Below are 17,646 nucleotides of genomic sequence, written 5' to 3'. Positions count from 1 at the left end.
CATTATTAATAAGGCAGACAGTACTTTTTCTGATTTTTAGGTTCGCTTTGTGTTAGAGAAAAATCCCGTTATTTCTGTGAAAAATTTAAACAAGGAAATAGGGAATCATCGTATTTTAAATGATATTTCTTTTTCTGTTTGTTCCGGTGAAATTTTGGGGATCATAGGTCACAGCGGTTCTGGGAAAAGCACACTACTGCGCTGTCTTGATTTTCTTATCTCCCCCACCTCGGGATCCATCTCTATAGCGGGTTTTCATAATTCTAGTGCTAAAGAAAAAATTTCCCGCTCAGACTTTGCTAAGCGTGTTGCTTATATTTCTCAAAACGGTGGATTGTTTTTAGCAAAAACGGTCTTTGAAAATATCGCCTATCCTTTGAAAATTCGTTATCCAGAAATGACAAAATCTCTGATTGAGGAAAAGGTTAACGAAGCCTTGCATTTTTTAAATCTTTACGAGAGAAAACATGCATACCCAAGTAGATTAAGTGGGGGGCAAAAACAAAAAGCTGCTATTGCCATAGCTATTGTCTCCGATCCTCAGGTTTTGCTTTGCGATGAAATTACCTCAGCCTTGGATCCCAGATCAACAGAAGACATTACAGATAAATTGCTCCAATTGAACGAGGAGAGAGGCATTACGCAGGTGTTTGTTTCTCATGAGATCGAAGTAATTAAAAAACTCTGTACCCATACTCTCGTTATGCATCAAGGCAATATTGAAGAGCTAGGACCTGCTGATAAGCTTTTCTTAAATCCTTACAGCTCGATTACCGAAGAGCTTTTCCACATGAACTCGATTGCCAAAGGTATCTATGATCATAATGAGAACGAGGAAATTTTAAGATTAGGCTTTCCCAAAGGTTTGGCGGTTCAGGGAATGATTTCTCAGCTAATTCAAGGTGGTCAGATATCTATCAATATCCTTTCAGGGGATATTAATCTATTTCGTAAGATTCCCCTAGGCTTTCTTATTATTGTTTTATCTGGAGAAAAAAAACTCAGAGATAGGGCAAAAGATATTCTCATAGGTAAAGGTGTGATAGTCCAGAAATTCCAAAAGTCAAGATAGCGGGGAAAAGGAATATGCAAGCTGACATGGTTTATCTGTTGATTAAAGAAACGGGAAGCACTCTGTACATGGTGACAACCTCTTTTTTTTTCTCGTTTATATTAGGTGGACTTTTAGGGCTGGGATTATTCTTAACTGCTCCTTATGGATTAAAACCTATGAAGAGTCTCCACTCGGTGGTTTCTGTCATTCTTAGTTTCCTTACAGCTATTCCTTTTGCCATTTTAATAGTTATTTTATTTCCAATAACACGGTTGATTGTAGGTACTTCCTTAGGAGCCACAGCATCTATAGTTCCCCTAACTCTAGGGGCTCTGCCTTTGGTAGCTTCTTTAGTATCCGACGCTTTGCGCACAGGATCTTTAACTTGTATAGAACCAGCCATTGCTTTAGGGATCCCTAAAATAAAAATAATAAAAGATATTCTTTTCCCCGAGATTTTCCCCCAGTTGATTTTCTCAATAAAAACACTTGTCGTACATTTAATTGCTTGCTCTACTTTTGCGGGATTTGTGGGAGGGGGAGGATTGGGGCAAATTTTATTACAATACGGTTATTATCGTTTTGATTTTTCTATAACTCTATCCGTATTGATTATTACTTTACTTTTCATTGAAGGTATCAGAATTTTAGGGGATACTTTTGGCAGACGTATATTGCGTCGGCGAGGGATTTTATGAAAAAAATAAAAATACTACCTCTGCTTGTTTTAATTTCTTCACTAACAGGCTGTAGTAAATCTTCGGAAGATTCTTTGCGTATTGCTGCAACGCCTACACCACACGCAGAGCTTCTTTACAGTTTAGATAATGAAGCCAAATCCATGGGACTAAAACTTAAGGTACTTTCTGTAGATGATTATCGCGTACCTAACCGACTGCTTTTAGATAAACAAATAGAAGCAAACTATTTTCAACATGAAGATTTTTTAAAAGATGAGTGCACGCGTTATCAATGTGAAGGGAAGCTTATTGTTCTAGCTAAAGTACATTTAGAGCCTATGGGGCTATACTCTAATAAAATCCGATCTCTCGAGGAACTTAAAAACAAGAAGCAACTACGTATAGCTGTTCCTGTGGATAAAACAAATGAGCAACGGGCTCTTGATCTATTGAGAGACTGCGGCTTGATTGCTTATAAAGAAGCTTCTCACATAGATGCCACAGCAAAAGATGTCTTTGGTTGTGGGGATAATAAAGTTACTATCATAGAGGTCGCAGCTCCTTTGTTGGCGTCTTCTCTACCTGATGTAGATGCCGCAGTTATTCCTGGAAATTTTGCTATTGCCACGGGACTTTATCCTCATAAAGATAGTCTCTGCTTAGAAGATATTCATACTTCTAAGTATACGAATGTCTTGGTGGTGCGTGCTGAAGATATGAATGACCCACGAATACAAAAATTACGTCAATTATTTCAGAGTGAGAGTGTGCGGGATTTCTTTAATGCAAAATACAAAGGAAGTTTTTTACTCCAGTAACATATTAAGCTCTACAATCTTGGAAAAATCGAAAAACAACTTAAAAATTTAATACAAAGTCCTTCTTCTGAGATAATATTTTTCTTGAAAGCATTTTTATTATACCCTAACCTCTTTTCCTAATTATTGGCCGTTCGTACAGAGGTCAGGGAGTGTCTATGTCTTGTATTCTAGGTCCTAAAGCTCCTTTCGGGTCCCCTTTTGAATCTTCTTTTTTCCCAAAAAACGCGGGAATGAATTTTTTGGGTTCTATTCCTATAGTAGGCATATTTGTTGGTCAAACGCATAGTTGCAGTTTCTGAATACAGTAAAGCTCTTGGTAGAGAAGTATCTCTGGTCGCTGTTAAAGATCTGGGTAATGGTTCTTATGTTGCTCAAAGTCTATCCTCTTATAAACAAGGTCACTATATCAGAGGTGTTGCAGAAATTCTAGGTTTGGGAGTTATTTTGATAGTTCTAGAATGCGTGGAAAGTATTCTTCGGACTCTTGTTGTACTTACTCTCGTATTGACGACGATTCTTACACTTATTACTGCTGTACCAATCGCTTGCGCTTGCGCTGCAATTTTAGATCGACTGCCAAGAAAACAAATTATTAATTTGGACGTTTTAAAAAAAGAAAAAAACGCGAGTGATTTTTCAGATAAAAATGATAAAGAAAACTGGTTAGAACAGCCTATTGCCTTGCTTTCTCTCTTTAAGAATATTCTGAAAGAAAAACCCTATAGTCCCTAGTCCATCTTGTTGGATTCTTGTTTAACTTTTATTAAGAAAACGTCATGAACAAGTCATAGTGTTGCCTGTTCAAGACAGCTCCAAAGAACTCTTAAAGCTGTGTTGACTTTTTTCGTGTTGCTGGATATAAGGCATTCTTTTAATGCAACGTATGATTAAACATTTCTGTTGTATTTCCTTAGGTATTTTATGTTTCCTTGCTTCAAAAATCGAGAGCCACACAAAACGAAAACTTCTAAAAAAACAGCTTCGACAATTAAGCATGCAAGGCATTACTTAAATGGATATCTAAAGAAAATAGAGCATATTATTGCTGCTAATCCTAAAGAAGTAATAGAAGCGTGGAATGAAATGTTGGGAACCAAGTATAATGGCATGTTCCAAGCTTTAGGATTCAAGGATCATATTCTATCAGTAAAGATTTATAATTCTTCTTTGTACGCTTCGATAAAGCAAATGCATCAAGGCGAATTAATCGCTCGCTTGCACCAAGTAGTTCCTCAAGCCAAGATCAAGGAAATACAGTTTTTGTTAGGATAATTTATGGACGCAAAAGAAAAAAGTTACGACGCTTCAGCTATTACCGTTTTAGAAGGGCTTCAAGCCGTTCGTGAGCGTCCCGGAATGTATATTGGAGATACTGGAATTACAGGACTTCACCATTTGGTATATGAAGTTGTAGATAACAGTATTGACGAAGCCATGGCAGGCTATTGCTCTGAAATCCACGTAAGGATTTTAGAGGACGGGGGTATTACCATATCCGACAATGGTCGAGGTATTCCGATACAGGTCCATGAAAAAGAATCCAAAAAACAAGGTAGAGATGTTTCTGCCCTGGAAGTTGTTCTTACGGTACTGCATGCTGGAGGAAAATTTGATAAAGACAGCTACAAAGTGTCTGGGGGGCTGCATGGGGTTGGAGTTTCCTGCGTTAACGCTTTGGCTAAAAAATTAGTAGCAACAGTCTATAAAGATAAGCAAACCTATCAGATGGAATTCTCAAGAGGAATTCCTTTAACAAGCTTACAATTTTTAGGGGCTACAGATAAGCAGGGGACAGAGATCACTTTCTACCCCGATGATAAGATCTTTTCCTCATGTATTTTCGACCGCTCTATCTTAATTAAAAGATTAAGAGAACTTGCCTTCTTGAACCGCGGTGTGACTATCATTTTTGAAGATGATCGTGATGTTAGTTTTGATAAGGTGGTCTTTTTCTATGAGGGAGGGATTCAATCCTTTGTTAGCTATCTAAATCAAAATAAAGAAAGTCTTTTCCCCGAGCCCATTTATATTGCTGGGACTCGAACAGGAGATGACGGGGAGATTGAATTTGAAGCTGCTCTTCAGTGGAATTCTGGTTACTCTGAATTAATTTACTCCTATGCGAATAACATTCCTACGCGTCAAGGAGGAACCCATCTTACAGGATTTTCTACAGCCCTAACTCGTGTACTTAACGCGTATATTAAAGCTCATAATTTGGCTAAAAATGATAAGCTATCCTTAACAGGAGAAGACATTCGCGAAGGATTAACTGCTGTTGTTTCTGTAAAGGTCCCAAATCCTCAATTTGAAGGTCAAACTAAACAAAAATTAGGCAATAGTGATGTGGGGTCTGTAGCTCAGCAAATCACAGGAGAAATGTTAACAACATTCTTTGATGAGAATCCTCAAATTGCAAAGATGATTGTAGAGAAGGTTTTCATTGCGGCTCAAGCTAGAGAAGCAGCAAAAAAAGCTAGAGAGCTAACTCTACGCAAGAGTGCTTTAGACAGTGCTCGGCTTCCAGGAAAACTTATTGATTGCTTAGAAAAGGACCCAGAAAAATGTGAGATGTACATTGTAGAAGGTGATTCTGCTGGGGGCTCTGCCAAACAAGGTAGGGATCATCGTTTTCAAGCTATTTTACCTATCCGTGGTAAAATCTTAAACGTAGAGAAAGCGCGTTTACAAAAGATTTTCCAAAACCAAGAAATTGGAACAATCATTGCAGCTCTAGGTTGTGGAATTGGATCGGATAATTTTAATCTAAGTAAGCTACGTTATAGACGTATAATTATCATGACCGACGCCGATGTGGACGGCTCTCATATTCGAACTCTACTATTAACTTTCTTCTATCGTCATATGACAGCGTTAATTGAAAATGAGTGTGTCTATATAGCTCAGCCTCCTTTGTACAAGGTAAGCAAGAAAAAAGATTTCCGTTACATCCTTTCGGAAAAGGAAATGGATGACTATCTATTAACTTTAGGAGTAGAAGATAGTACGCTTGTTTTCAAAAATAGTGGTCGTGAAATTAACGGAGAAGCTTTAGATAACTTTGTAAAGCTGATCTTAAATATAGAGAACTTTATTGTTGCTCTAGAGAAAAAGGCTGTTCCTTTTTCTGAGTTTTTAGAAATGCATAAGGAAGTGTCGGGATATCCTCTATATTATTGTCCTCCCCAAAGCGGCAAGCAAGGAGGGCGTTATTTCTATTCTTCAGAAGAAAAAGAAAATGAAGTTCAGTTGAACGAGGATGTCGATTCTGTAAAAGTTGTGGAATTGTACAAAACTTCTGTTTTCGCAGAAATTCAAGAAGAATTGCGAGACTATGGTTTGGATATTCGTCATTATCTCAATCCGAAAGATTCTGAAATGGTAATTACAAACGAAGATTCAAAAACGCTACCTTACACCTGCTATACTTTAAAAGAGGTTATCGATCATCTTAAAGCTCTTGGAAGAAAGGGAATAGAAATTCAACGCTATAAAGGTCTTGGAGAGATGAATGCAGATCAGCTTTGGGATACAACTATGAATCCAGAACAAAGAACTCTAGTACGTGTATCATTAAAAGATGCTGTAGAGGCAGATCATGTCTTCACTATGCTTATGGGAGAAGAAGTTCCCCCACGAAGAGAATTTATTGAAAATCATGCCCTATCAGTTAAGATGAATAATTTGGATATTTAGGAGACGGTTATCATTATGTTTAATAAAGAAGAAATCATAGTCCCTAAAAATCTAGAAGAAGAAATGAAGGAAAGCTACCTTCGTTATTCTATGTCGGTAATTATTTCTCGGGCTCTTCCCGATGTTCGTGATGGTTTGAAACCTTCTCAAAGACGCATTCTTTTTGCGATGAAACAATTAAACCTCACACCCGGAGCTAAACATCGTAAATGCGCTAAAATTTGCGGTGATACCTCCGGAGATTACCATCCTCATGGAGAAAGTGTTATTTACCCCACACTAGTACGTATGGCTCAAAACTGGGCAATGCGCTATCCACTAGTTGACGGGCAAGGAAACTTTGGTTCTATTGATGGAGATCCTGCAGCTGCTATGCGTTATACGGAAGCCCGTTTAACTCACAGTGCTATTTCCCTAATGGAAGATTTGGATAAGGATACTGTAGATATGGTATCCAACTACGATGAAACAAAACACGAGCCTGTGGTTTTCCCTTCAAAGTTCCCAAATCTTCTCTGCAACGGTTCTTCAGGTATTGCCGTAGGTATGGCAACCAATATTCCTCCTCATAACCTTGGAGAATTAATTGAAGCCACACTATTGGTATTAAGTAAGCCTGATGCCTCTATTGAAGAAATCTTAGAGGTAATGCCTGGTCCAGATTTCCCTACAGGAGGTTTGATTTGTGGTAGTGAAGGAATCCGTTCCACATACTATACGGGAAGAGGCAAAATTAAACTCCGAGCACGACTTCATATAGAAGAGAATGCAGATAAGCACCGTGAGAATATTATTCTCACAGAGATGCCCTACAATGTAAATAAATCTAGATTAATCGAGCAAATTGCCGATCTTGTTAATGATAAAACTTTAGCAGGAATTCATGATGTTCGAGATGAATCAGATAAAGATGGTATCCGCGTCGTTCTTGAGCTTAAGAAAGGGGAGTCATCAGAAATTGTTATTAACCGCCTCTACAAATTTACTGATGTTCAAGTAACTTTCGGGGCAAATATGCTGGCCTTGGATAAAAACCTTCCAAGGACAATGAACATTCATAGAATGATTTCTGCTTGGATACGCCACCGTACCGAAGTTATTCGTAGAAGAACTCGCTATGAGTTAAATAAAGCAGAAGCTCGTGCCCATATTCTTGAAGGTTTCTTAAAGGCTCTTTCGTGTTTAGACGATCTGGTTCGTACTATCCGTAATAGCGATAGCAAAGAACATGCTAAACATCAATTGATTGAGAATTTTGGATTTACCGAACAACAATCTGTGGCTATTCTTGAACTACGTTTATACCAACTTACCGGACTAGAATCCGAGAAAATTCAAAAAGAATACGACGAGTTAATAAATAAAATTGCTTATTACAAACGTGTTCTTGCTGATGAAGGTTTAGTCAAAGATATTATTAGAAATGAACTTCAGGATCTTCAAAAACTACATAAAACTCCTCGTAGAACTACGATAGAGTTTGATGCTGATGATGTTCGTGATATTGAAGATATCATAACTAATGAACCTGTGATTATTACTATATCTGGTGACGATTACGTAAAAAGAATGCCAATCAAAGTCTTTAGGGAACAGAAGCGTGGTGGTCATGGAGTTTCTGGATTCGATATGAAGAAGGGCTCTGATTTCTTAAAATCCGTATATTCAGCATCCACAAAAGACTACCTACTTATCTTCACTAATTTTGGCCAATGTTACTGGCTTAAGGTCTGGCAATTACCCGAGGGGGAAAGACGGGCTAAAGGTAAGCCAATAATCAACTTCCTCGAAGGTATTCGTCCTGGGGAGCAATTAGCAGCTGTTCTTAACATTAAAAACTTTGAAAATGCTGGATTCTTATTCCTGGCTACAAAACAAGGTGTTGTTAAGAAAGTTTCTCTTGATGCTTTCAGTAATCCTAGAAAGAAAGGTATTCGCGCTTTAGAAATTGATGAAGGTGATGAACTTATTGCTGCGGTTCGCATTACTAGTGAGGAAGAGAAAGTCATGCTCTTTACTAGATTGGGCATGGCAGTTCGTTTCCCTCATGATAAAGTACGTCCTATGGGAAGAACTGCTCGCGGGGTGCGTGGAGTTTCGTTGAAAAATGAAAAAGATCGCGTAGTTGCTTGCCAAATTGTTAAAGACGATCAATCCGTTCTTGTTGTGTGTGATAACGGTTTCGGGAAACGCTCTCAGGTAGAAGATTTCCGAGAGACTAATCGTGGAGGCGTAGGTGTCCGCTCTATTCTCATTAACGAGAGGAATGGGGATGTTCTTGGAGCGATTTCTGTTACCGATCACGATAGCATCTTGCTGATGTCGGCACAAGGACAGGCTATTCGTATCAATATGCAGGATGTACGCGTTATGGGAAGATCCACTCAAGGTGTACGCCTAGTCCTCGTCAAAGACGGCGATACTCTTGTTGCCATGGAAAAACTTTCTTTAAATGGAGAAGAGACTCTATCAGGTATAGAAGAAGAGAGCACCTCACCACAAGTGTAAGGGGATTAGGGCCGTGTTTATAGTCATTGAGGGATGTGAGGGATCGGGAAAAAGTTCTCTAACCGAGCTGCTGAAAAATAGGCTTATAACTGAAGGAAAATCTGTTATTGCCACAAGAGAACCCGGAGGATCTCCTTTAGGAGAGCAAGTGCGTAATTGGATTTTGAACCCATCCTTACCAGGAATTTCTCCCTATACGGAGCTCTTTTTATTTCTTGCATCGCGCGCGCAACACATTACTGAAAAGATAATACCAGCATTAGAATCTGGAAAAATTGTGATCTGTGACAGATTTCATGATTCTACGATTGTCTATCAGGGGATAGCTGAGGGATTAGGTAAAGAATATGTGACAAATCTTTGTCATCATGTGGTTGGAGAAAAAAAATTTCTTCCTGATCTTACCTGCCTATTAGATATTCCCGTTGACACTGGAATAAAAAGAAAACAGCAGCAAAAATCTTTAGATAAATTTGAAGATAAGCCTTTGGTATACCATAACAAAATCCGCGAAGGATTTTTATCTCTTGCCGAAGCAAATCCTGAAAATTATCTTATTTTAGATGGAAGACAGCCTCTAGAAGCATCCTTGAATAAAGTTATGACCGCCTATACAGAACTGGCATTATGCAAATAACAGAAAATGTTATTAACGAACCCTGGGAAGTCCTTCTTGATAGTGTAAATCAAGGAAAAATCCCTCATGCCATTTTATTGCATGGTAATTCATTAACCATGCTTTCTCAATATGCGTATAATTTAGCCGCAAATATCCTTGTCAAAGAGTTTCCTGAAGCACAATATAAAATCTCCAAAAAAATCCACCCTGATATTCACGAGCTTGTACCAGAAGGAAAGGGAAGACTACACTCAATAGAGGTTCCTAGAGATATCAAAAGACAAATAGGAGTGCTTCCATACGAAGCCAGCTATAAGATCTATATTATTCACGAAGTAGATCGTATGACCTTGCCTGCGATTTCTGCGTTTTTAAAAGTTCTTGAAGATGCCCCACCTCATAGTGTGATTATACTCACTTCTACAAAGCTTCAGCGCATCCCAGCCACGATTCTTTCTCGAAGCTTTTCCCTATACATCCAAGGCGAAGAACACCGAGACCCAAATAAAGAAGATGTTGCCTACCTCCTAAAGTATGCCTCTGGGAAAATGAAAATTACAGAAGCTGGGCAAATAGTTAAAGGAGGGGCGGATGCGGATAAACAAATGCTACGAGATAAAGCAAAACGTCTTTTGGAAGTTCTTCTTATGTTATTTAGAGATAGATTTATGCTATCTTTAAACATGAGCGCGAGCGCAATGACATATCCTCAATACGCTAAGGATATTCTTAATTTGCCCGCACTTCCTCTTGAAAAAGTATTGATCGTTATAGAAAAGGCTTATCGATCCTTAGACAACTCTTCATCAGCGACAAGTTGCATGGAGTGGGTGGCTTTACAGCTTGCTTCTCTGAGTCATCGTTCTTCTATGTTAGTTTAAAGAATTTGTCCATAGGGGAATTGTTTCCTGCATTTTCTGTAAAACAAGAGCAGGAATTTCATGCCCCCCATGAAAAGAAATAAGTTCTCCCTGTAAGCGCGAAGATAAAAGTTGATTTAGCCTTTCACCATGATAATAGGGTAAAATAGTGTCTTGGTATCCATGGCTTTGAATAAAGGGAACCTTAGCACACAGATGTATATTGTTTTCCCAACCTTTATTTAAAAGTAGAGCCCCGGAATAAATCAAAGCCCCTCGATAGGGAATTTTTGAGGAAAGAACAAGATGCGTAGTCATCATAGCCCCCTGGCTAAAACCTCCCAGAATAATGTCATATCGAGGACGACCTAACTCTTCAATAAGGTTTTCTAAAGCTTCCTTAGGTTTTTTAAAATCTATATTAAATAGGGTTTGGTATTGCTGTTCTATTTCTGGAGTAATATCGGGATTAGAAATCAAACTCTGAAATAAAGGAACATCTAAAGGAAACCAAGCTCTTCCTCCGCCAAATTCATGGGGAAGCTGTTCAATCCCATGAGGAAATATCCATGAAGGGCGCATTCCTTGAAAGGGCATGCTGAAGGGAAAAATGCTAGGTTGTCTGCATCAGCTCCATAGCCATGACAAAAAATAATCACGGGATCATCAGGATCCCCAGGACATACTATAGCGTCTAATCCAGCAAACTTACGACGAAAAAAAGAATACTCCATGAAGGCACTCAAAAATAATTTATGGTGAAATTTTAGACCAAGTTAGTCAGATTAATTTTAGAGATCAAGATTTTATTGTGAGCCACAATAGTTATAGAAAAATCTATTATTCTTCTATAAAACGAATGATTAATGTCATTTATATTAAATAGCTTTATTCTTCTGTGCAGAATAAAATTTATATTTAAAAAAACTTGGATTTAGAAGGAACCCTATGTTAAAGTTTCTCTCAGGAAAAAATTAGGCCAGTTTTTTACTGAAGTTAACAATTAGATTTCTTCTGAGAAAGTACAGAGAGTTATGAATTCTGGAGCTTTTATGTCTGGTATTGATCCTGATTTTTTTTTACAACAAGCTGAAGATTACTTACATAAAGGCAAGGTCATAGCTTTCCCCACAGACACAGTTTATGGCTTGGGAGTAGCTTTAAACTATCCAAATGCCGAAGAACAAATCTATGCTTTAAAGCGGCGAGATAGGGGAAAATCTTTTGTTGTTTACGTAAATACAATTGAGGACATTGAGAAAATTTCGGGGCATAATTTATCTTTAAGTGCTTTGAAACTATCTCAGAAATTTCTTCCTGGCCCCTTAACCCTACTTGTTGATCATAAAAATCCTAGATTTACCCAGGAAAAATTGGGATTCAGGATTCTTTCTCTTCCCATAATAGAAAAGCTTATCCATATAACAGGCCCTTTACTTGGAACTTCTGCAAACATTTCTAGTTTTCCTCCAGCAATTACCTCTGAAGAGGTAATTGAGGATTTTTCTAAAGAAGATCTTTTTGTAATTCCAGGAAAATGTACATACGGGTTAGAGTCCACAATAGTTTCTGTAAATCCTTTAAAAATATACCGTGAAGGAATAATTCCTCTTCAACATATTGAAGAGGTCTTAGGAGAAAAGATAGAGTCCTGCTTACAAAGACACCATGCATTTTCCCAGAATGTAAAAATTCTTTCTTTAAGAGATAAAAATTCCTTGGAAAGGTTTCTTCAAGCTCATCCGGAATTTCAAGGTATCGTATGCGATAATCCGCGCCCCTGTGACTTCTATCCTACATTAAGAAAGGCTTTAAAATGTTCTGATCCCATGGCCGTGTTTATTTATGATCAGCAAACCTCTGAATATCCAGAGCTTAAGCCTTATCTAACACCCTATGGCTAGCTATAATACCACGCACTAGGTAATTTTTATGATCATAGATATGCACTGCGACCTGCTTTCTCACAAAACGCTTTCAGATCAGGATCCCCGTGTTCGTTGTTCTCCAAGTCAATTATTAGCTGGAGGGGTTAGTAAGCAAGTTTGTGCTATATTTACTGAGCATAGCGCTAGCAACCCGAGCGCTGATAAACAGAATCAACTATTTTTCGATCTTCCTAAATCTGATAAACGTATTCAACTAATTACTTTTGATTCTGATAATTTAAACCAGGACAAACAAGAGCCCACACTTTCTATTATTCGCAGTATAGAAAATGCTTCTGGATTGGGCTCGGATTACCAGCATCTCAGCGAACTTCTAAGTAAGCTTCTAGATCTATTTTCTAGAGGCCCCATTGCTTACTTAGGCCTTGTCTGGAACGGAAGAAATCGCTTTGGAGGAGGTGTTTTTGATCCCTATAAGTTAACTACTGATGGTAAACGTTTGTTAGAGATTATGGATCAGTTAGCCATTCCTGTAGATCTCAGTCATTGTTGTGATAATCTTGCCGATGATATTTTGGACTACACTTTAGATAAACTTCCTAAAATGCAAATCCTAGCTAGTCATTCTAACTTCCGAGAGGTACAAAACATCCCCAGAAATCTTACTGATACCCACGCAAAAGAAATTGCAGCTCGGGGCGGGATAATTGGTTTAAATACCATAAATTACTTTGTAGGATCTTCTTTAAAAGATTTAAAGCAACATATTCGACATGCTGAAAAATTGGGGATTCTTGACAAACTAGTCCTGGGAACCGATTTCTTTTATTCTGATGAAAATGAAAAATTCTTCCCAAATTGTACTACAGCTAAAGACCACCTGAATATTCACAGTATTTTACGGGAGAATTTAAAAATGGAGGACGCTGACAAAGTGCTTTGGCAATCTGCTCTGCAATTTCTAAATCAGACTATCCTCCTTCAAAAAGAAAAAAGAAAAACACGTTTAGATGTGTAAAAAATTTATAATTCTATTATTCACTAGCTTCTTCAGCAGTTTCCTCAGCCTCTTCAATATCTGATGTGGTTTGTGAATCAAGTCGTGCTCTTTCTTCCGAAGAGAAATCGCTACCCAACACAGGACTAAATATTGTTTCTGACGAAGAGCTTCTTTTATGTTTTTGAAAACCTTTCACCCAAGAAGAGAAAGTCCCTCTAGAGGATCTTGCACCACTAGAAGAAATTAATGATTGCGTGGAAGAGCTTCGTCTCCTAAGTCCAGAAGAGGAACCCTCGTTCATCGTAGCAATTTTTTCCAAAGCTTTATTCCTCTCTTGTGTCACCGCCTCTAATTGTAAAAATAACTGTTCACGTTCTCTATTATGCTCTTCGGTTACGCGTTGTAAGACCTCTGCCTCACGTGTAAGAACTCGATCAAGATCACTTTTTAAAGCTTGTAGATCCTGTGCCCCCGTCTGCAAATTTTGAACTTTATTCTTAAGAGTCTCGACTTTTCCTTTCTCGGTACCCAATTCAGTCTCTAGACATCGAATTCGCAAATCTTTTTGATTAACACTAGTCTCAGCATCATGAATACGAGTCCGAAAATCTATATTTTCTTCCTGAATTTTTTCTTGTGCTTCCTCCACTTCGCTTAGACGTGCGCGCAAGCTAGCAATGGTTTGTCTTTCAGTATCAAGTTGAGAGGCTATTTCGCTAAGTTGTCTTTGCGATTCTGTTAATTTTAACTGTTGCTGCTGAGACTCTTCTGTTTTCTTCTGGGCTATTTCTCTAACCTTTATGATTTCACCGGCCAGAACTTCTTCCCCCTCACCAGTTGGAGGCCTTTTAAGAAGACGCATAGCCACGCCAAAAGAGATCAAACTTGTCCCTATAGCAATAACTGTTGCCCCTAAAGCAATAGAGAATGCTGCTGGTAAACTCGTAATTGTAAGCGTTAAAAGAAGAATTCCAGATATTAGAAGTATGATACCCGTAGCCACAAGAGTCAAGCTAACAATCTTGCGACTAAGACGAGAGTTTTGACACTCCCTTTTTAACATGGAAACCTTTTCTATTGCCTCTTCGTGTGAAGAGGAACGCGATATAGAAGTACTCATACCCCTGCTATTTTGAAAAACAATAAAAATCTGTAAAATTATAACAAGTTTGTTGTTATTTTCTTAGAAAAAAAATTAAAAACATGTTTTATGCATATAAAATATTTTTAACTTTTTCAATTTCTGAAAATAAAGTTAGGAAAAGAAATGTTTAACCCTTCCCACCCAATCTCTCGGAACACGGGAAATATGAAATTTTCTTTACAATCAAAGAAATCCCTTAGAATTAAATTTCTCTTATAGGGAATCAGCTACTGTATTATTTCTACAGCATCCTCAAACTTATCGGATTCTTCATCATCATTATTAGGGGATAACGGCTCAGTATCGAGTTGCGTTTCCTGAACGACAGAGAATAGGGGATGGGGAGGGGTTGGTAAAGAAGAGGGACTGCTGTCTTTCCTCTCCGAAGAAACTGTAGGGAAAAGAAGAGAAGCTAGAAGGCCAGCTCCAGATGAAATCGATGAAGAAAGAGTGTTCATCCAAGATGAACCTACGGGGGGAGTTGGATTGTCTAATTTTTCCTCTTCTAAGTCTGCTGTTTCCGGATTGAAAACTGAAATACTACTTTCACGCTGAGCAAGTTTCTCTGTTTTTAAGGAAAGCTCTGCAGATAAATTTATATTTTTAGCATTCATTTCCTGAAGGCGATCTTTTAATAGAGCTGAAGAGGTCTCCGTATTTTTTAAACATTGTTCTAAAAGGTTTCTTTCTGTTTTTCTTCTCCCCCTCTCGTGCTGCATCAAGTAGAGGTGGGTAATTCCTTGAGCACTTAAACTAAAAGCACGAATATCTTGAAGACCACCGACAAATAAAGCTGCTCCCGCAATTCCTAAACCGATGCTAATTCCGGGACGGAACCACATAGTTAAAAGAAGCTCTGAAATTAAAGCCCCGACTATACAACCTATACCAAGAACAATTTCTCCCATGGCGATAATAGTTCTTGTTTTCCCCATACAATGCACCTTACCGTATGTTAAAACGTCTACAGGGGAAGGGAAAAGTAAAGATAAAACAGGCTCTGAATTCTTTTCCCTCGGTACGGGTAGGCCGTGTTTTCTCAGAGCATTTCTGATCTCTAGATAGTTTTGTCTCCAGATAGCATTGTGGGAATAGACAATCTTAAGGCAATAAGCAATGACTACAGATCCTAAAACAATTCCTGAAACCCCTAAAGAGATAGTTAAAGCTGAAGGAAGTCCTCCTAAAGGAAGAATCACCATACTTATGCCAGTAAGAAGCAGAATAATCCCAAGAACAAAAATGGAGATGGTGAGAAGCAGAGTTTGTCTTTCAGTTTTTATGAAATCACGGTTATTTGCCAGTACAGCAATGTTTTTTATTTGATTTTCTGAATTCCTAAGTTGAATCTCAGCAGGAGTAGTCATAAGTTAAAAAAAATTAAAAAAAACATGCTACCATTTGATAATAAATCATGTAAATCTAATTTTCTTTAAAAACAAGCAACTAAATTGAGTTGGTATAATAATATAACGAATACAAAATAACACTCTTTTTTTTAATTTAAAAAAAAGAGAAATAGAGGGAGAAATCTGTTCATTTTTGAGCAAAAGCGCTCCCTAGTTTTTAGTTAGAAATAAGAGAACAGGGTTGACTCCTATAATGAGAAAAAATGATCTCTACAGCCTCTTCCTCAGAATCAACTAAGTATAAATTTTGTGGACATGTATGAGTGTAGTGCAAATTTTTCATCCACTCCACTAGAGTTCCCCAAAACCGAAATCCCACGAGAACAACAGGCCTGGGGACTGCCTGGTATCTAAAGTTATCTAAAGCAAAAACCACCTCATCTAGCGTCCCCAATCCTCCGGGGAAAGCTATGCATCCAGAAGAATTGCCAATCATTCCTTCCAGACGATGGGAAATATGAGAAACCTGTAGATAATTTCCTTCAGGAATATACTCATTGAGGTCTTCACCTTTTAGAATAAATCCTAAAGAAATTCCTCCAGCTAGTACAGTTCCTGAGTTGGCAGCTTCCATAATACCAGGACCTGATCCTGTAACAACGGAATAGCCATTCATCGCTAGTAAAAGACCTGCATGTTGAGCCTTTTTATAATTTTCATCCGTAGGAGAGCATCCACCAACTACAACAACCCAAGGACCGTAATCACTGTGAAATTGAGTTGAAGAAATAATCTGCTCGCAATCATGAATATGCTGAGCATCCCAATCTTGAACAGCAGCCTCTAAAGTAAGGACACTAGTCAACAGTGCGAAGCAAAGAAACCGTGTCTTATACAAAATCAATCTCACGGACGAGCACGCCATTTGCATCTAAATCCAAGTGTTGTAATTGTATGGAAATGTTTACATGAAAAAACCCTTCTTATAAACTTTACAGTATTTTAATTATACATTAGCGTGTTCTCTTCGCTCACATTTCTAAAGCTCATCGAGTCATAATCGGAGATATCTTTTAGAAATCTATTAACCAATAAGTTTAACAATTAAAAAAAGTTTCGCCGTGAAAATAAAGCATCTTAGACAGTTATTAAACGTGAAACATGCCTTATTTTCGGCTATATTTCTTTCAGCAACCACAACGCTAGCATTGACATTCCCTGAGATTTCTGCGGAATTTTCGGGAAACAGGTGGTCAATCCTATTCATTGGTGGATTCGCTTTTCTGTGCGCTAGAACAGTAGGTATATTAGCAAATCAGATAATTGATCTTAGGATAGATGCAAAGAACCCTAGGACGCACCTCAGAATTCTCCCTGGGAAAAAACTTCCCTTCCATTTTGTATTGTTAATTACGATACTCTCAGCTTTTTCTTTTATGATTCTAAGTATGTATTTAAATAAGACATGCTTTGGCTTATCCTTTATTTCTATTCTTCTTATGATTGTGTATGCCTATGCAAAGCGTGTTACCTATTTATGTCATTGGATGCTTGGTCTTGTTTATTATCTAGCAATTCTTATGAATTTTTATGCATTGTCTGCAGGCTACCTCTCCTTAAAGATGTTCAGTATAGCTTCTTTATGGGGACTAACAGCAGCAATGATCATTGCTGCTAATGATATTATTTATGCGATTCAAGATTTGGATTTTGATAAGCAAGAAAAGTTATACAGTATTCCCGCCTGTTTTGGTGAGGAAAAAGCAATTCGCATTGCTTCGGCATGCTTAATAATGAGCTTATTATCATATATGGCTGTGATATTACTTGCATCTTTCACGAAGTGGGGAATTATGCTATCTATTTTCCCGGTCCTAGTCATTGGTAAAACTATTAAAAATTATCACAAGATAGGTGAGGGGAACGATAAACTAGAGAAATGTTTCTTTAGAGGAAACGTTTACCTTGCTTTATCCTTTTTCGTAGTTATGGTAGGTTTATTCATTTTGTAATATTAATTGGATGC

At 37.9% G+C, this 17,646-nt stretch carries 15 protein-coding genes and 1 pseudogene; 12 read left to right on the top strand and 4 right to left on the bottom strand.

Annotation, left to right across the window (positions count from 1 at the left end; translation table 11 throughout):
• The first annotated feature begins 49 nt into the window (after nucleotides 1-49).
• The 9 genes from CF_RS02575 (at nucleotide 50) to CF_RS02535 (ending at nucleotide 10,259) form a co-directional block, all read left to right on the top strand.
• A complete protein-coding gene (locus CF_RS02575) occupies nucleotides 50-1,072 on the top strand; it encodes a methionine ABC transporter ATP-binding protein (protein WP_011458059.1) in 1,023 nt (340 codons plus the stop codon).
• Between the two features lie 14 nt (nucleotides 1,073-1,086).
• Nucleotides 1,087-1,752 (top strand): ABC transporter permease subunit, encoded by a 666-nt coding sequence (locus CF_RS02570; protein ID WP_011458058.1) that lies wholly within the window; start codon nucleotides 1,087-1,089, stop codon nucleotides 1,750-1,752.
• Entirely contained in the window at nucleotides 1,749-2,552 is an 804-nt protein-coding gene (locus CF_RS02565) for a MetQ/NlpA family ABC transporter substrate-binding protein (RefSeq protein WP_011458057.1), read from the top strand. Before CF_RS02570 ends, CF_RS02565 begins: the two co-directional genes overlap by 4 nt.
• Nucleotides 2,553-2,825: 273 nt before the next feature.
• Nucleotides 2,826-3,287: a hypothetical protein gene (locus tag CF_RS05125; RefSeq protein ID WP_148174336.1), complete on the top strand. Its 462-nt coding sequence runs from the start codon at nucleotides 2,826-2,828 to the stop codon at nucleotides 3,285-3,287.
• A 189-nt stretch (nucleotides 3,288-3,476) separates the two neighbouring features.
• On the top strand, nucleotides 3,477-3,827 hold the full coding sequence (locus tag CF_RS02555) for a DciA family protein (protein ID WP_011458055.1): 351 nt from the start codon (nucleotides 3,477-3,479) through the stop codon (nucleotides 3,825-3,827).
• 3 nt (nucleotides 3,828-3,830) lie between these two features.
• Nucleotides 3,831-6,251 (top strand): DNA topoisomerase (ATP-hydrolyzing) subunit B, encoded by a 2,421-nt coding sequence (gyrB, locus tag CF_RS02550; protein WP_011458054.1) that lies wholly within the window; start codon nucleotides 3,831-3,833, stop codon nucleotides 6,249-6,251.
• A gap of 15 nt (nucleotides 6,252-6,266) precedes the next feature.
• Nucleotides 6,267-8,759 (top strand): DNA topoisomerase (ATP-hydrolyzing) subunit A, encoded by a 2,493-nt coding sequence (gene gyrA / locus CF_RS02545; RefSeq protein ID WP_011458053.1) that lies wholly within the window; start codon nucleotides 6,267-6,269, stop codon nucleotides 8,757-8,759.
• Between the two features lie 13 nt (nucleotides 8,760-8,772).
• Nucleotides 8,773-9,396, top strand: coding sequence for a dTMP kinase (tmk, locus tag CF_RS02540; RefSeq protein WP_011458052.1), 624 nt, complete (start codon nucleotides 8,773-8,775; stop codon nucleotides 9,394-9,396).
• Nucleotides 9,387-10,259: a DNA polymerase III subunit delta' gene (locus CF_RS02535; protein WP_011458051.1), complete on the top strand. Its 873-nt coding sequence runs from the start codon at nucleotides 9,387-9,389 to the stop codon at nucleotides 10,257-10,259. The genes tmk and CF_RS02535 overlap by 10 nt, the downstream gene beginning before the upstream one ends.
• Here the strand turns inward: CF_RS02535 and CF_RS02530 are convergent.
• Nucleotides 10,251-10,972 (bottom strand): annotated as a pseudogene (locus CF_RS02530) (alpha/beta hydrolase). The gene CF_RS02535 and the pseudogene CF_RS02530 overlap by 9 nt on opposite strands.
• A 318-nt stretch (nucleotides 10,973-11,290) precedes the next feature.
• On the opposite strand from CF_RS02530, the gene CF_RS02525 reads away from it, so the two are divergent.
• Nucleotides 11,291-12,142, top strand: a complete 852-nt coding sequence (locus CF_RS02525) for an L-threonylcarbamoyladenylate synthase (RefSeq protein ID WP_041468087.1) — start codon at nucleotides 11,291-11,293, stop codon at nucleotides 12,140-12,142.
• Nucleotides 12,143-12,170: 28 nt separating this feature from the next.
• Complete coding sequence (locus tag CF_RS02520; RefSeq protein ID WP_011458047.1) at nucleotides 12,171-13,145, top strand: membrane dipeptidase; 975 nt, start codon at nucleotides 12,171-12,173, stop codon at nucleotides 13,143-13,145.
• A gap of 16 nt (nucleotides 13,146-13,161) precedes the next feature.
• Here the strand turns inward: CF_RS02520 and CF_RS02515 are convergent, their stop codons facing one another.
• The 3 genes from CF_RS02515 to CF_RS02505 all read right to left on the bottom strand — a co-directional run bounded on the left by CF_RS02515 (nucleotide 13,162) and on the right by CF_RS02505 (nucleotide 16,551).
• Complete coding sequence (locus CF_RS02515) at nucleotides 13,162-14,247, bottom strand: IncA family protein (protein ID WP_011458046.1); 1,086 nt, start codon at nucleotides 14,245-14,247, stop codon at nucleotides 13,162-13,164.
• 251 nt (nucleotides 14,248-14,498) lie between these two features.
• Nucleotides 14,499-15,638, bottom strand: coding sequence for a CPSIT_0556 family inclusion membrane protein (locus CF_RS02510; RefSeq protein ID WP_011458045.1), 1,140 nt, complete (start codon nucleotides 15,636-15,638; stop codon nucleotides 14,499-14,501).
• A gap of 199 nt (nucleotides 15,639-15,837) precedes the next feature.
• Nucleotides 15,838-16,551, bottom strand: a complete 714-nt coding sequence (locus CF_RS02505; RefSeq protein ID WP_011458044.1) for an LOG family protein — start codon at nucleotides 16,549-16,551, stop codon at nucleotides 15,838-15,840.
• A 190-nt stretch (nucleotides 16,552-16,741) separates the two neighbouring features.
• Between CF_RS02505 and CF_RS02500 the strand changes: the two genes are divergently transcribed.
• Nucleotides 16,742-17,632, top strand: coding sequence for a 4-hydroxybenzoate octaprenyltransferase (locus tag CF_RS02500; RefSeq protein WP_011458043.1), 891 nt, complete (start codon nucleotides 16,742-16,744; stop codon nucleotides 17,630-17,632).
• The last annotated feature ends 14 nt before the right edge of the window (nucleotides 17,633-17,646 follow it).

This window comes from Chlamydia felis Fe/C-56, assembly GCF_000009945.1.
Taxonomy (GTDB): Bacteria; Chlamydiota; Chlamydiia; order Chlamydiales; family Chlamydiaceae; genus Chlamydia; species Chlamydia felis.
The sequence above is the reverse complement of the archived record's forward strand: the minus strand, read 5'-3'. Positions and strand labels throughout refer to the sequence as shown.

Coding starts and splice junctions, on each gene's coding strand:
- CF_RS02555 (WP_011458055.1), top strand. CDS start 3,477: ATGTTTCCTTGCTTCAAAAATCGAGAGCCACACAAAACGAAAACTTCT.
- CF_RS02515 (WP_011458046.1), bottom strand. CDS start 14,247: ATGAGTACTTCTATATCGCGTTCCTCTTCACACGAAGAGGCAATAGAA.
- CF_RS02570 (WP_011458058.1), top strand. CDS start 1,087: ATGCAAGCTGACATGGTTTATCTGTTGATTAAAGAAACGGGAAGCACT.
- gyrB (WP_011458054.1), top strand. CDS start 3,831: ATGGACGCAAAAGAAAAAAGTTACGACGCTTCAGCTATTACCGTTTTA.
- CF_RS02510 (WP_011458045.1), bottom strand. CDS start 15,638: ATGACTACTCCTGCTGAGATTCAACTTAGGAATTCAGAAAATCAAATA.
- CF_RS02565 (WP_011458057.1), top strand. CDS start 1,749: ATGAAAAAAATAAAAATACTACCTCTGCTTGTTTTAATTTCTTCACTA.
- gyrA (WP_011458053.1), top strand. CDS start 6,267: ATGTTTAATAAAGAAGAAATCATAGTCCCTAAAAATCTAGAAGAAGAA.
- CF_RS02525 (WP_041468087.1), top strand. CDS start 11,291: ATGTCTGGTATTGATCCTGATTTTTTTTTACAACAAGCTGAAGATTAC.
- CF_RS02520 (WP_011458047.1), top strand. CDS start 12,171: ATGATCATAGATATGCACTGCGACCTGCTTTCTCACAAAACGCTTTCA.
- CF_RS02505 (WP_011458044.1), bottom strand. CDS start 16,551: ATGCAAATGGCGTGCTCGTCCGTGAGATTGATTTTGTATAAGACACGG.
- CF_RS02535 (WP_011458051.1), top strand. CDS start 9,387: ATGCAAATAACAGAAAATGTTATTAACGAACCCTGGGAAGTCCTTCTT.